This is a genomic window from Stieleria neptunia (assembly GCF_007754155.1).
Classification (GTDB): Bacteria; Planctomycetota; Planctomycetia; order Pirellulales; family Pirellulaceae; genus Stieleria; species Stieleria neptunia.
The window spans coordinates 8262750-8277742 of sequence record NZ_CP037423.1 but is presented as its reverse complement, the minus strand read 5'-3'; the positions used below and the strand labels follow the sequence as shown (position 1 = coordinate 8277742).

At 61.3% G+C, this 14993-nt stretch carries 11 protein-coding genes; 4 read left to right on the top strand and 7 right to left on the bottom strand.

Annotation, left to right across the window (positions count from 1 at the left end; all coding sequences use genetic code 11):
- Window positions 1–264 precede the first annotated feature (264 nt).
- The 6 genes from Enr13x_RS28840 to Enr13x_RS28815 all read right to left on the bottom strand — a co-directional run bounded on the left by Enr13x_RS28840 (window position 265) and on the right by Enr13x_RS28815 (window position 8858).
- The gene (locus Enr13x_RS28840; protein WP_145390319.1) at window positions 265–1026 is read right to left on the bottom strand and encodes an MBL fold metallo-hydrolase; all 762 of its coding nucleotides are present in this window, start codon (window positions 1024–1026) and stop codon (window positions 265–267) included.
- An 82-nt stretch (window positions 1027–1108) separates the two neighbouring features.
- On the bottom strand, window positions 1109–1999 hold the full coding sequence (locus tag Enr13x_RS28835) for a TrmH family RNA methyltransferase (protein ID WP_145390318.1): 891 nt from the start codon (window positions 1997–1999) through the stop codon (window positions 1109–1111).
- A gap of 224 nt (window positions 2000–2223) precedes the next feature.
- Window positions 2224–3138, bottom strand: coding sequence for a hypothetical protein (locus Enr13x_RS28830; RefSeq protein ID WP_145390317.1), 915 nt, complete (start codon window positions 3136–3138; stop codon window positions 2224–2226).
- An 83-nt stretch (window positions 3139–3221) separates the two neighbouring features.
- Window positions 3222–4202 (bottom strand): dihydrodipicolinate synthase family protein, encoded by a 981-nt coding sequence (locus Enr13x_RS28825; RefSeq protein ID WP_145390316.1) that lies wholly within the window; start codon window positions 4200–4202, stop codon window positions 3222–3224.
- 138 nt (window positions 4203–4340) lie between these two features.
- Window positions 4341–5750 carry a DUF1501 domain-containing protein gene (locus Enr13x_RS28820; protein WP_231743839.1) on the bottom strand — a complete coding sequence of 470 codons (1410 nt, stop codon included), beginning with the start codon at window positions 5748–5750 and terminating at the stop codon, window positions 4341–4343.
- 6 nt (window positions 5751–5756) lie between these two features.
- Entirely contained in the window at window positions 5757–8858 is a 3102-nt protein-coding gene (locus Enr13x_RS28815; protein WP_145390315.1) for a PSD1 and planctomycete cytochrome C domain-containing protein, read from the bottom strand.
- 473 nt (window positions 8859–9331) lie between these two features.
- Here Enr13x_RS28815 and Enr13x_RS28810 point away from each other — a divergent pair, with 473 nt between their 5' ends.
- Window positions 9332–10318: a D-2-hydroxyacid dehydrogenase gene (locus Enr13x_RS28810; protein WP_145390314.1), complete on the top strand. Its 987-nt coding sequence runs from the start codon at window positions 9332–9334 to the stop codon at window positions 10316–10318.
- 261 nt (window positions 10319–10579) lie between these two features.
- Here Enr13x_RS28810 and Enr13x_RS28805 read toward each other — a convergent pair whose 3' ends face one another.
- A complete protein-coding gene (locus Enr13x_RS28805; protein ID WP_145390313.1) occupies window positions 10580–11425 on the bottom strand; it encodes a DUF547 domain-containing protein in 846 nt (281 codons plus the stop codon).
- Between the two features lie 396 nt (window positions 11426–11821).
- On the opposite strand from Enr13x_RS28805, the gene Enr13x_RS28800 reads away from it, so the two are divergent.
- The 3 genes from Enr13x_RS28800 to xseA all read left to right on the top strand — a co-directional run bounded on the left by Enr13x_RS28800 (window position 11822) and on the right by xseA (window position 14979).
- Window positions 11822–12571, top strand: coding sequence for a TVP38/TMEM64 family protein (locus tag Enr13x_RS28800; RefSeq protein ID WP_145390312.1), 750 nt, complete (start codon window positions 11822–11824; stop codon window positions 12569–12571).
- Between the two features lie 324 nt (window positions 12572–12895).
- Window positions 12896–13750, top strand: coding sequence for a diaminopimelate epimerase (dapF, locus tag Enr13x_RS28795; RefSeq protein ID WP_145390311.1), 855 nt, complete (start codon window positions 12896–12898; stop codon window positions 13748–13750).
- Window positions 13747–14979, top strand: a complete 1233-nt coding sequence (gene xseA / locus Enr13x_RS28790; protein ID WP_197455426.1) for an exodeoxyribonuclease VII large subunit — start codon at window positions 13747–13749, stop codon at window positions 14977–14979. Before dapF ends, xseA begins: the two co-directional genes overlap by 4 nt.
- The last annotated feature ends 14 nt before the right edge of the window (window positions 14980–14993 follow it).

The window sequence follows — 14993 nt, the reverse complement described above, 5'->3', positions numbered from 1 at the left end:
TGTCTTTTTTCCTTTTCCCCGCGTCGGATGCCAGGCATCAAACGCTGGGAGACGGCAGAGTTTAGCAATCGATCGTTCTGGGGCAAGCCGGATTTGGCCTCTCCAGTCCCCAAACGCCCAGATCGACCTGATTCGCCTGACCGCGACGGGTTCCCGTGGGCCCCGGCGCACCGGCATCTGGACAGTCCGCTGGGCGGTTTGGTTCGCTGCGTGAAGCACTCTTTCGGCCATCCGGATCGCCGATCATGAGGCAATCCGCCGCTTCTATCGGCCAAATTCAACGACCTCGCGATCCGCGGCCAAACTGACGCGGGTTTGTCGCCCCCGGAGCGTCTCGCTGACCTCCCGGAGCATCAATTCCGGCTCGGCGTCGATCGGGTTGACGTGCGTCAGCATCAAGTGCTTGGGGGCCGACCCCTGGGCGATTCTTGCCAGCCGGCTGCTCCAAGTGTGCCCCGTTTTCGTCGCCCATTCCGAGCTGGCGTCGGGGAAATAACATTCGTGCATCAACAGGTCCGCCCCGGCGTTCCACTCCATCGCCTCCACGCCGTCGTCCCCCGTCGTGTCGGTCAAATACAGCAGCCGCGTCCCATCGTCCCAGTCCAGGCGATAGCCGACGGACATTCCCGGGTGCTGTTGGCGCCGCCAACGGATCGTGCAGTCGCCGATCGTGAACTCCGGCAACGCGTCGATTTCTCGATATTCCGCCTGGATCGGGACCGGAAACAACAGGTCGGAAAACAGGTGCCGCTGAATCGCCGCCAGCTTGTCTTTCTCGCCCCAGATTCGCAGCCGATCGACGGGCCGCCGGTACAGCACGTCCAGTAAAAACGTCAGCCCGGCGACGTGATCCAAGTGGGCGTGGCTGAGCAGGATGTCCAGCGTCGGCGTGGCAATCAGTTCGGCCAACCGGAACAGCCCCGTGCCGGCGTCCAGAACGATCCCGCTCTCGGGCAAAAAGTAACAGCTCGTGTGCCGATCCTCGTTGGGGTGATACCCGGCAGTTCCGAGGCAATGCAGTTGCATGATCGACTGTGCTGGCGGTTCGGGAGAGCGAAAAAGGCTGGCGTCGGCGTCAATTGTAGTGCAAGCGACGCCCGCTTCGCTATCACTGCCCCCGTTTCATCGCCACCCGTGTCAGCCTCTCCGCCCGTGTCAGCTCGTACAGCAGGACCGCGGCCGCCACCGAGACGTTCAGGCTGTCGACCAGCGGCCCGCATCCGGGTTCGCTGGGCATGGGTTCGCTGGGCATGGGTTCGCTGGGCATGGGAATCGTCACCCGTTCGGTCGCCGCACGCTGGACCTCCACCGGCAACCCCTCGGCTTCATTGCCCATCACCAGCACCCTCGGCCGCGCGTCGATGGACACGTCGCCGATCGGAATCGCACCGGCCGCCAGCGTCGACGCCAGGCTGACCACGCCCCGCTCGGCCAGGGACCGTAAATCGTCGGCCGGATCGTTCATCACCAGCCAACGCATGCCCAGCACCGCCCCCATGCTGACCCGCATCGCCCGTCGCGAGAACGGGTCGACCGAGCGGTGATCGATCAAAATCTGACGGATCCCGAGCGCCGCCGCCGAACGCACCATGCTGCCTAAATTTTCCATGTCGGTCGTGCGCACGAGCGCCAACGAAACCGAATCGGGGCGAAACGCGTCGATCCCGCCGAGCGGTTTTCGCGCCGCACTGGCGAGGAAGCCGCGGTGGAAATCGAACCCGGCCAGCTGACGCATCTGGTCGCGGGACACCGCATACACCGGCGTCCCGGCCGCAACCTCGCCCAGCGCGGCCAAATCGCGGCCTCGTTCGACCACCACCGATCGCACCTCAAAATCGCTGGCGATCAATCGGCCCGTGATCAGCTGCCCCTCGACGACGAAATGTGTCGCGTTCAACACGCGTCCGGTCGGTCGACGTTTCAAGTCGCGAAAGTCCGACAGGCGGTGATCGTCGACCGAATCGATCGGGATCGGCTGGATGGAATCGCGGTGGGGCATTGGCTGGCAGGGAGGATGGCGTCGAGTCAGGCGGCTGGCGGCAATCGATGAGCGGCCGTTTCGGCAGCGTTGTGAAGCATTTGGCTTTCGTGTTTTACGAGGTTTTAACGGCAGGGCGCAAGCCCTCCGGTCTTTCGCGGTGTTTTTGAAACGCGACCGGAGGGCTCGCGCCCTTCCGCTAACAAATGCTGCACGGCTTGTTCAAGCGACACGCTGCCCAAGCTCTACGGCGCGAACACGATCCGCTGCATCTTCGCCGGGATGCCTTCGCTGGTGACCCAGACCCGTCCCTGGTCGTCGACCGCGATCGCTTCGACTTGTTTTAACTTTGGCAGGTCGACGATCTCGGGCATCTGCCGCAGACGCGTTTCCAGCGGGATCCGTTTCGAAGCGGGGAAGCGATAGGCTTGGAGATAATTCGAAATCCAGAGGTCTCCCGTCGTGGGACAAAGGTCCATGCCGGTGGCAAGCGGGATCGCGAGGGACTGGATCGGTTTTGCGTCCAACTCGATCACCGTGACACCCGCGGCCGACGGATCCCCTTTCGGGCGTTTGGGCAACGGCACCTCGTACATGGTCGCCAGCAACGGCGACTTGCCGAGCATCAAAATTCGTCGCCGGCGAACGTCGACCGCGACGGATTCACAATTCTGGGGTCCCCTGGGGTAGCGAATCACCAGGTGCTGATACGAATCGACGAACGATCGTCTTCTCGGATCCGGTTCGTCGAACAGGTACAGTGACACCGATTTGCGTTGGGCATCGTTGTCGCCCACATCGGCGACCAGCAAACGCGCCCCATCGTCGTCGAACGATGCCATGTCCTCCCAGTCACTCGCATTGACCCCACGCAGCACCATACGTCCACAATATTTGCCGTTGTTGGTGAACGCGTACAGCCTCGCTTTGTCGCCGGAATCGTTGTGCGACCAAACGCAGTGGGGGGAAACGTGGGAGAACGCCAGACCGCTGCTTTCGGTTAGCGAGGGTGTGTCCAGCTCCAGAAACGCATGCCCCGCCAGGACGGCTGCGTTCTTCGGTTCCCAGCCGTTGGCGCTAGGCGGCGTCAGGCCGTGGAACCCCGCGACCGCTGCGACCAGCAGTGCGAAGGTGCAGGTGGAGGGGAGTCGACGTAGCATCGTGCGCCGTTGCATGAATCAGCTTGCTGTTGTTTCCGTGTCCACTCCGACGCGAGGCAGTGGCCTCACCGGAAGCGATTAATTTACTGTGACTTGAGCTGCGACATCACCTGTTGCACGATTTTCTCGATCACTCGGTTGGAAACCCCGGGCGTTGGGGCGTCGACGAATTCTCTCAATAGATCATCGATCTGTCGCTGGGCCTCGGCAATGGCCTCCTTTTGCCGATCCGAAATCGGGACGCGTCCCGGACCGAGATCCCAGCCGCGCGAGCGGGCGCCGGCACGAAACCCTTCGGGGAACTCGCTGATGGAGATCATCGCGTCGAACAACGGCAGCAACTGGTACTGCAATTTCATCGCCTGGTCGATGTCGCCGGCGACCACGCTGCGGTGGATCGCACGGGTCAATTCGGGGACGACACCACTGGTCGCGTTGGTCCCGCCGTTGGCACCCACCACCAGCATCGGCACCAACGCCGCATCCCAGCCGGTGAGGAAACAAAAATCGTCACGGATCGGACGGATCTGCGAGATCATCCGCATCATGTTCGGCAAGTCACCCGAGCTGTCTTTGATGCCGACCACACGCGGGCATTCCGACGCCAAACGCACCACGGTGTCGACGGAAATCGGCGATGCAAACAGGGGAATGTTGTACAGCGTCACGTCCACCGACACGGCCTCGGCGATCTCGCGGAAATACGCGTAAACGCCTTGGTCGGAAAGCCGATAATAGAACGGGGCGACGATCGCGACCGCCCGCACGCCCATCGCACCATACGCTTCACACGCCGCAATCGTCTCCTTGGCGTTTGCCTCGGCGGCACCGGCCAGCACGGGCACCCGCCCGGCGGTCTGGTCGATCACCACCTCGACGATCCGACGCCGTTCTTCGGCGGTGAATCGAATGAATTCGCCCGTGCTGCCGTTGGGGTACAACCCGTCGACGCCCTTTTCGATCAACCAATCCACGTAACGACGCAACGTGTCTTCGTCGACACGACCGTCACGATCGACAGGCGTGATGTTGGGGGTCAGGATTCCGGTGATTGGCGTGGGCATCAAAACGCAGCGAATTCGAGGAGGAAATTGTCTTTCGAAAGAATAGTTCAGCGCTAGGCGGTGGGGTAAGCATCTTGCTTGCCATTGCGACGGAAAACCGGGGCGATCGCGGGCGGGAAGCTTAGGCCACTTGGTGGGTCAGGCGAGGAGTTCGTGGACCACTCGGGCCGGTTCGACGCCGGTCAGTCGCTGATCGAGCCCCTGAAATTTGACGCTCAAGCGCCTGTGGTCGAACCCCAGTTGGTTCAAGATCGTGGCATGCAAGTCGCGGACATGGACGCGATCACGCGTCACATTGAACCCGAATGCATCGCTCTCGCCGAGCGTCGTCCCGGCTTTCATTCCGCCACCGGCCATCCACATCGTGAACGCGTTGGGGTGATGGTCCCGGCCATCATTGCCGCCGCCCTGAACCATCGGCGTGCGTCCAAATTCGCCACCCCAAATCACCAACGTCTCGTCCAGCATCCCGCGCTGCTTCAAATCTTGAATCAACGCCGCACACGCTTGGTCGGTGTTCTTGCAATTGGTCTTCAATCCGCCGACCAGGTTGCCGTGCTGGTCCCACGCTTCGTGGAACAGCTGGACAAACCGAACCCCACGCTCGACCAGCCGCCGCGCCAACAAACAATTTTTGGCGAACGACGGTTTTTCCGGGTCGGCACCGTACAGGTCCAGCGTCTGCTGCGTTTCCGATTGGATGTCCATCAATTCCGGTGCCGACGATTGCATGCGGTACGCCATCTCGAAGGAATTGATCCGCGTCGCGATCTCGGGGTCACCGGTCAGTGCCAGATGCTGCTGATTGAGTGCCGTGATCGCATCCAACGCGTCTCGCTGGGCACGTGCATCCACACCCGGCGGATTGGACAGATACAGCACCGGATCGCCGACGCTGCGGAGCTGCACGCCGGAATACATGGTCGGCAAAAAACCGCTGCCCCAGTTGCTGTTTCCCCCGCTGGGGCCCTTGCTGCCGCTGCTGAACACGACGAACCCCGGCAGATCTTTCGACTCGCTGCCCAATCCGTACAGCGTCCAGGCACCCAGGCTGGGCTTGCCGAACAATTGCGACCCGGTGTTCATCATGATCTGAGCCGGTGCGTGGTTGAACGCGTCGGTGGTCATCGATTTCACGATCGTCAATTCATCGGCGACCTGCGCGGTGTGCGGCAGGATCTCGCTGATCTCCGCACCGCTCTCTCCGTGCCGGGCGAATTTGAATTTCGGCCCCAGCAGTTTTGAATTCGGGTCGATGAACGCCGCCCGATAACCCTTGAGCAACTCCGCCGGCGGCAGCGTGCCATCGAACTTGGCCAGCTGTGGCTTGTTGTCAAACAATTCCAAATGACTGGGCGCCCCGGCCATGAACAGAAAAATCACGTTCTTGACTTTGCCGGGAAAGTGCGGCCGGCGCACGGCAAGCGGATCGGCCGTCGAAGCGGCACCCGATTCTTCGGCCATCAGCTGCGCCGCCGCGATGGCGCCCAGCCCGACGCCACAGTCTTTCATGAACCAGCGCCGCGATCGATTCAGGTTGTTCATCATCTATATTTATTCTCGTGTGATCGTTTCATCCAAGTTCAGCATCACGCGACAAACCAGCGACCAGGCCGCCAACTCTGTCGCATCCAAGTCGCCCAGATCCAGCAGCGGGCCCGAGGACAGGATGGTTTTCGCGGACAGTTCGTTCGAATCCATCCGTTCGCGTTGACGCACCAGGTAGTCGGTCAAGACACGTTGCTCTTCGTCGCTCGGTAGGCGTCCGACACAACGTCGGAATGCGAACCGGATGCGTCGGCGGTCGCTGGCCGTTGCTTCTGCACCCGCATCTTCGTCAGCACCGCCTTCGCGAATCGTCTTGGCCGCCAGCGCGATCGAACACTCCAGAAACATCGGTTCGTTCAGCGACGTGAGCGCTTGCATCGGCGTATTGGACGTGCTGCGACGGACGCAGGATAGGTTGCCGGGGACGGCGTCAAAGTTTTCCAGCATCGGATAGGGGACGCTGCGAAACCGAAACGTGTACAACGCCCTTCGGTAACGCCCGTCGTCTTGGGCGACCTCCCAGACCTTGGGGCCGTAGCTGACCGGTGGCGTGAACAAGAACTCCGGCGCCGGCGGGTAAACACTCGGTCCGCCCAGGCTGCGGTTGAGCAATCCGCTGGCCGCCAACGTGATGTCTCGCACCGTTTCGGCGGGGACCCGAAAGCGTGCTCCCCGCGCAAGCAGTCGGTTGTAGGGATCGCGCCGGGCCAGTTCGGGCGTCAGATGGGATGACTGGCGGTAGGTCGCCGAACCGACGATCAAGCGGTGCAAGTGTTTTAAACTCCAATCGTTCTCGATCAGTTCGACCGCCAAAAAATCCATCAGCTCGGGATGCGACGGCGGCGCACTTTGTGTCCCCAGGTCGTCGCTGGTTTCGACCAAGCCGATTCCGAAATACGCTTGCCAAATTCGGTTGACGATCGATCGGGCCGTGGTCGGGGAGTCGTCCGAGGCCAGCCACCGCGCGAACTGCAATCGCTGCGGCTCGGTGACGCTCGGCGCGTTGTCGGTTTTCAGCTGATGCAAAAACGCCGGAACGTGCGGTTGGACTTCCTCAACGGGGCTCAAGAAATCACCCCGCGCCAACAATGATGTCGTCCGCGGCCGGTCGCGCCGCGACAAGGCCAATTGCGTGGTTCCCCGGGGATGCGATTGCCATGCCTGCTCGATCGCTTCGTTGTGCGGTTGTGCTTCGGCCACGGTGGTCCGCCAATGAGCAAACACCGTCGCTTCCTCCGCGGGCGTCCATTGGTCGGCCGGTTGTTGGATCAACGCGGCGACCGCCTGGGGCAGCGGATCAAATTCGGGGATCGTGTCTCCGGTCAGTGACACGCGAAAGCGTCCGATGTTGAACGTCTGGTTGTCGTCACTGTTCCATCCGCCGTGTCGTTGGGCCAGATGGACGGTGACGATGGCGTGTTGCCCGTCGGGGATGTCGATCGGCTGATCGAATTCAAACCAGGCGGTTTGCGAGACGTTGCTTTGTGGCGTGTCGACCTCGTTGGTCCAGGCGGTCTTCTCGTCGCCGTCGATGGCAAAGTCGATGCCACCGGTGATGCGTTTCTGGTTCTTCTTGTTGTCGTAGCGCGGTTTCAACTCGGCGACCGCCGGGGAGCGATCGGCGACGGCGCGGCTGAAATGGATTCGAGTCGATTGTTCGGGGGTGCCCGACAACGCGACTTCGGCCGCCAACTCGCTCAGCGCCCACGTCCCGTCGATACTGCGTCCCGGTCCACCCCGCGGCAAATTCGGGTGCGTCAACAATTCCAATTGCATCCCCGTCAACCGTTGGCCGTGATAGCTGCCGGTGCCCTGCGGCTTGAAATTTGTCGGCGCATAGCTTTGGCACAAATACGATCCGTCGCCTTGCGGTTGGAACTTCGATCCGCTCAACGCGGTGTCTAAAAACGACAACTCGGTCGTCGTCCAGTTCGGCTGGTGACGTGACGCCACTTCTTTCGCCCAGCGGTGCATCCGTTCGCGCCAGTCGGGCAGCGCTTGCTTGATCAAACGTTCCTGTTCCTCGATCTGCCGCAGCACTTGGTGGCGGCGTTCGAGTTCACCGTCGGTATAGACGGGAAGGATCGCATCGTGCGTGTTATTGAGGAACGCGAACATTCCATAGTATTCGTGATGTTCGATCGGGTCGTACTTGTGCGTGTGGCACTGGGCACATTGAATCGTCAGCCCCAGGATGGATTTGCCGATCGCGTCCATCCGGTCGAACATCGCTTCCATGCGAAACTGCTCGGGGTCGGCACCGCCTTCCTCATTGACCATCGAATTCCGCAAGAACCCGGTGGCGACATGATCGGCTTGTGTGGCATCGGGCAGCAGGTCGCCGGCGATTTGACGCACGATAAAATCATCGTAGGGGCGATCGTCATTGAACGAATCGACGACCCAGTCACGGTAAAACCAGGCTTGGCGGGGTTTGTCTTTTTCGTACCCGTCGGAATCGGCGTAGCGCGCCGCGTCCAGCCAAAGTCGCCCCCAATGCTCGCCATAATGACTCGACTGCAGCAGTCGGCTGACCAGATTCTGATAAGCCGTTTCGCCGTTCGCTTGAAGACGTTTATTCCAGGTCGCGACAAAGTCCGGCTCCGGGGGCAGCCCCGTCAAGTCCAACGAAAGCCGGCGGATGAGCGTGCGGTGGTCGGCGGCCGGCGCAGGCGACAGGCCTTCGGACTCCAGTTTTCGCGCGACAAACGCGTCGATCGGATTCTTGACCCAATCGCCTTGCTGAACCGTGGGGATTTCTGGCCGAGTCGGCGCGACAAACGCCCAGTGTTTTTCGAATTCGGCGCCCTGATCGATCCAGCGTTTCAAAACGTCGATCTGCGACGCGTCGAGTTGCTTGCCCGATTCCGGCGGAGGCATTTTCAACTCGGGATCGGTTTCCACCAACCTGGCGTACAGCTCACTGGCCGCCGCGTCGCCCGGTTCGATCACGGCACCGGCGGAATCGGGATCGTCCAAACGCAAATCCGCCTCGCGCGATTCTTCGTCCGGCCCGTGGCAGGCGAAACAGGCATCGGACAAGATCGGGCGGACCTGGCTGGCAAAATCGATGTCGCCATCGGTCGCGTTTTCTTGAGCAACGGACATGCCGCAGCAGCACAACCAGGCCAGCAGGCAACGCTGTGAAGCATTTTTTAGCGGTAGGGCGCGAGCCCTCCGGTGTTGTGGCAGAGATGAAGAACCGGAGGGCTCGCGCCCTGCCGCTAAGACCTCAAGAAACACAGGGGGAAAATGCTTCGCGGCGTTAGCCAGCAGCGTAGCGAATCGTCGATTCATGGGCGATCGTTGCGAGGTGGGGGAGGAGGGAGGGAACATCATTGTACCACCGACGTGTCGGCGACGTGACCGGACCTTCCCGTCCCGCCGCCTCGTTGGCTCGACGTCCAGGAGGTCGTGCAGTTTTTAAAGTCACCCTCCTGGCAGGAGGGTCGAGCGAAGCGAGGGGAGGTCGAACGCTGGATCCCGGCGTTCACTTCACAAGCCATCGCGTCGGATTGAGCAAACGGATCGACTGGTAGATAATCGCAGCTCACGCGAACGCCTCTCTTCGGACCCGCCCCATGCGAATCGTCCTGTGTTATCCCGTCGGCAAAAAACATATCGACCAGATTCAAGCCGCCGCGCCGGATTTTGAAGTGGTCAACGCCGGCCAAGAACGGATCGACGAGTTGCTGCCGACGGCCGACATCTTGATCGGTCACGCCAAAGTCCCGGTGAATTGGGATCGCGTGCTCGAGGCCGGGAAACTGCGTTGGATTCAGTCGTCGGCGGCCGGGTTGGATCACTGTCTGGTCCCCGGCGTGATCGAATCGGATGACATCATCGTCAGCAGCGCGTCGGGTTTGTTTGCCCCCCAAGTCGCCGAGCAAACGTTTTCGTTGCTGTTCGGTGTACTCCGCCGCGCACCGCTGTTTTTTCGTGCCGAAGCGAAACGAGAATTTGTGCGGTTGCCCACCGATGACCTGCGTGGCAAAACCGTCGGGATCGTCGGCCTGGGCGGCAACGGTCGCTTTCTGGCGCGGGTGTTGGCGCCCTGGGACGTTCGAATCATCGCCACCGATTACTTCCCCGTCGATTGTCCCGCGGAAGTGTCACAGCTTTGGCCGGCCGATCAACTCGATCGGCTGCTCGGCGAAAGCGATGTCGTGATTCTGACGCTGCCGCTCAACGGGGACACCAAGGGGGTGTTCGATGCCGAACGGTTTGCGACGATGAAGCGCGGTTCCTATTTGATCAACGTCGCGCGCGGATCGGTGGTCCAAGAAAAAGCCTTGTGCGAGGCGCTGGCCAGCGGTCACCTGGCCGGCGCGGGATTGGACGTGACGGAGGTGGAGCCGTTGCCGCCGGAGAGTCTGTTGTGGGATGACCCGAAAGTCATGATCTCGCCTCACGTGGGGGCCCAGTCCGCTCGCCGCGTGGACGATTCGACTGCTCTGGCCGTCATCAACTTAAGACGCTATCAGTCGGGCCTGCCCGTCTACAATCGCGTCGACAAACAACTGGGATTCCCGCATCCGTCGTCGGTCTATCGCGGTCAATCCGATTGATGAACGAGCCGTGAATCGGTGGGCGAGACTGCCAGGCTCGTCGATTCCGACACGTTTTTCCGCCCGATTCTCACCGCCACCATTGACCACTGCGTGAATAGCCCACCGCGTCCATCATGAGCAGCAGCAATCGAACCGCGATCCCTTGTGAAGCGGCGGTCTATCGCAACGATCACCCCGTCGGCCCGATGCGGTTACCGATGAAAGATCCGGCGGCGTTCATCAAAGAGTTCAATCGACTGTACCGCGAGGCGGGGATCGTCATTGAGCCGATTGAGCATTCAGCTGCCAATTGTAGTCCAGGTAAGAAATGCTGACGGCATTGCCCAAAGCGGCGCGCTCGGCCGTCGAGTCGGGCAACCAGCCGGCGATCCGTCGCAGCACTTCCGAGTGTCCGTCGCCGAAATCTTCGCCGAACCACTTCAAGATGGCCGACAAATAAAAACGTTTCCCCGAAACGTCGTGGCGAAAGTTTTGGCTGCGTGAGAAAAAGTCTTTCGCGTTGGCCGTCAACTGTTCGTCAACACGATCGGGCAGGTAGGCTTCATTGAGCAGCCGGGGACAGCCGATCGAAGCACAAACGATCGCAAAGTGGATCCTTGGTTCGCCCATCTTGCGCAATACCTGGTGTTCGATTTCATCCAGCGAAAACGATTGCTGACCGACGTGCAATTTCAAGTCGTGCCAGATGTGGTACCCCCAAAGCTTGGGCGTGTGGTTGCGAATGCTGGTCGTCGGGTATTCGCGCAAAATGCCCTTGATGGTCAACGCGTTGTAGGCGTTGATCCAGAACGCCAACCGGTGCGCTTGCGTGGTGTTGACATCCGCGGCGATCGAGGCGGTGGAAAGATGGTTCAGGTAATCGTCCAGCAACGCTTGGTCTGGCCCGCTGGCGTGCCAACCCTTGTAGTCGACTCGCCCGTCCGAATCGACATACTTGGCCAGCAACGTGTGCCAGAGCGAGTGATCGATGGTGTGCATCGGGACCAACGCGGCCTTGGCATCACCGACGTAGACCGGCGTTCCCGCGACGGCCTGCTCGGCTGCCGCGATGCCGAAGACGAGGACCGCGGCAAGTGTCATTGCGGTTGGAACGTGACGATTCATTGGCAAAGGATTCCGAACAAGGGAAGCTTGATTGTAGCGGGTGGGGCTCCGGGCCGGCTACAGTGGCCAATGCCCACCGGCCGTCATGCTCCGCCAGCTGCAGGCAATCGGATCGAATTGGCGGGCGAGCGAGGCCAACACACATCTCCGGTTTCGAGTGGGATAGGCTCTGTTTATCGCGGCCGGCCGCGCACAAACAACCGCTGGTGATAGCGGAACGGTGCGAGCGGGCAGTCGATTTTGTGCGCCGCGACGCGTGAGCGGCCGGGCACTGCGACGTTGCCCGAGGCCTTACGGCCAGCGGCTCACCGATGACTCAGCAGATCCAGACTAAACCGACAGCCTGCTCGCGTCCTGCCGCGAACAACCAGCACCATCTCCCCGACGCAGATCTCCATGAACCAACCCGACGCGCCAGCCGACGCACCCGAGCAACCGTCGGGATCGAAATGGAAATTGATCGTCTTTGTGATCTTGGCCGTCGCGATCCTGTCGGTCGGCTTCCTGTATCGTGACGTGATTTCGCTGGCGACGCTCGCCCAACGCGAATCCCAGCTCCGCGCGTTTCAGGACGAGCATCCGGTTGCGGTGTATGCGATCGCGTTTGGCGTTTATGTTGCGGTCACGGGATTGTCATTGCCCGGGGCCGCGGCGCTGACGCTGGTTTATGGATGGTATTTCGGATTCACCCGCGCGCTGATTCTGGTCAGTTTCGCGTCCACGGCCGGAGCGACGACCGCGTTTCTCAGTAGCCGCTATCTTTTGCGCGATGCGGTCCAGTCGCGGTATGGGGCGTCGATGAAAACCTTTCAAAAACGACTCGCCGAAGAAGGTGCCTTATACCTGTTCACGCTGCGGTTGATTCCCGCGGTCCCGTTTTTCGTCATCAATCTGGTGATGGGGCTGACGCCGATCCGGGTCCGAACGTTCTGGTGGGTCAGCCAGCTGGGGATGTTGGCCGGAACCGTGGTCTACGTTTACGCCGGGTCGCGCGTCCCCAATCTAGGCGTGCTGGCCGAACAGGGCGTCAGTGCCGTGATCGCGCCGACCCAGTTGCTGCAGCTGATGGTCGCGTTCGCCCTGCTGGGGTTTTTTCCGCTCGCCGTCCGCAAGATCCTGTCGGCCCTACGCCCCAAAGCGGCGTAAGCTTCCAGCTTGCGACTCCGCGTGCTTTTTCCTTGTTCCCGGGCTCCGCCTGGAAACACGATGCCACGGAGGCTCCCGCCTCCGACCCGCGCACCGCGTGTGGCGTCACGGGCTGTCGATTTCGTGAGCCGCGACGCGTAAACGGCCGGGCATTCCGGCGCCCGCCCGAGGCCTTACGGCCAGCGGCTCACCATTGACTCCGCAGATCCCGATCAAATCGACAAGCTGGTAAGCTTCCTGATAGTCTCTTCGCAAGCTGGAAGCTTACGCCACTTGGGTTAACCCCGGTTTGATTTTCGGTGTCGGTGTTTTAGCATGACGAGCATGAAATTCACCAAAATGCACGGCGCCGGCAACGACTACGTCTACGTCGACTGCTTTTCGCAATCCGTCCCCGAAAACGCTCCCGAATTGGCCCGCCAGATCGCCCATCGACACTTCGGTGTCGGCGGCGACGGGTTGATCCTGATTCGCCCCAGCGATTCCGCCGACGCGCGGATGCAGATGTTCAATGCCGACGGCAGCGAAAGCGAAATGTGTGGCAACGGAATTCGCTGTGTCGCCAAGTTCGTTTACGACCACGGCATCGCCAAGCGGGACGCTCTCAAAATCGAAACCGGCGCCGGGGTGCTGGATCTGGCGCTGGATGTCGGCAGTGACGGGCTGGTCGATCAAGTCACCGTCGACATGGGCGTCCCCGAATTGGTCGGCCCCAAGGTTCCCACGACGATCCCCAGCGACCGCGATGACCGGCGTGTCGTTTCCGTCCCGGTCGAATTCGGCGGCCAAACGTTGGAAGTGACTTGTGTGTCGATGGGGAATCCCCATTGCGTGATTTTCGTCGACGAAGCCAGCGACGAGTTGGTCCTGGGGTTGGGGCCGAAAATCGAAACCGACCCGCGATTCCCCAACCGCATCAACGTCGAATTTGTCGAAGTCCTGTCGCCGACCGAAGTGCGTCAGCGGACCTGGGAACGCGGTTCGGGCGAAACCTGGGCCTGCGGAACCGGTGCCTCGGCGGTCTGTGTCGCCGGCGTGTTGGCCGGGCGGACGGAGCGCAAAATCTTGAATCATCTGCTCGGCGGTGACCTGACGCTCGAGTGGATCGAGCAATCCGATCACGTGATGATGACGGGGCCGGCCACGGAAGTTTTCTCGGGTGAGTGGCCGGCACGTTGAATGAACGCTTTGAATCCGAATCGGACGGGCTGACGCAAGCCGTTTCCGTCAGCGAGCTGAACCATCAGCTCAAGGCGGTCGTCGAAGGCACGTTCCCGATGATGTGGGTTGCCGGCGAAGTGACCGACGTGGCCAAGCCACGCAGCGGACACGTCTATTTCACCCTCAAGGATGACGACTCGCAAATCCGTGCCGTGATGTGGCGCAATGTGGCATCGCGTTTGAAGTTCGATTTGGAAAACGGCCAGTCCATCCTGTGTTTCGGCGGTCTGGAAATCTACACCGTCCGCGGCACCTATCAGATCGTCGTCCGCAAAGCCCAGCCGCAAGGCGTCGGGACACTTCAGCTGGCGTTTGAAAAACTGAAAGCACGCCTGAACGCCGAAGGACTGTTTTCTTATGAACGCAAAAAGCCACTGCCGAGTCATCCGCGACGGATCGGTGTGATCACCAGCCCCAGCGGCGCGGCGGTTCACGACTTTCTGGTCGCCGCGGAAAACCGCATGATCGGTGCGGAAATTTTTGTGATCCCGGCGCAAGTTCAAGGCAGCGGCGCCGCCGAAACGATCGTCCGCGGTTTAGAGGCCGCGGCGATGATGCGTCCCAAGTTGGACGTCGTCGTCGTCGCACGCGGCGGCGGCAGCCTGGAAGACCTGTGGTGTTTCAATGAAGAACCGGTCGTGCGGGCGATCGCCCAGTGCCCGGTCCCCACGGTGTCGGCGGTGGGCCACGAAGTCGACGTGACACTGGCCGACTTGGCCGCCGACGTCCGCGCCCTGACACCGACCGACGCGGCCACGAAAGTGTTTGCCGATCGGTCCGGGATCGTTCAACGCGTCAACGATTTGACACGTCGCCTGGGACGGGCGATGCAATACGAACTCGAGCGACGACACGTTGCACTCGAATCGCTCGCCAGCCATCCGGCGATGTCCAAGCCGATGGAAATGGTGCACCTGCGGTCGCGGTTGGTCGATGAGTTCGATCAACGCGCCAAGCAGGCGATGGATCGGCGTTTGCAGCAATCCAAATCCGACGTCGCAACCCTCGCGGCAAGCCTGGATGCGCTCTCACCGCTCAGCACCCTGGCCAGGGGATACAGCGTGACCAGCGACCGTGACGGCAACGCGATCAGCAATGCCTCTGAGTTGACGATCGGACAGCGCGTCACCACGCGTTTGGCGGGCGGCTCGTTCGAATCCGTCGTGGACAAGATCGATCCCGCCTAGTGCTCCGGCACCCT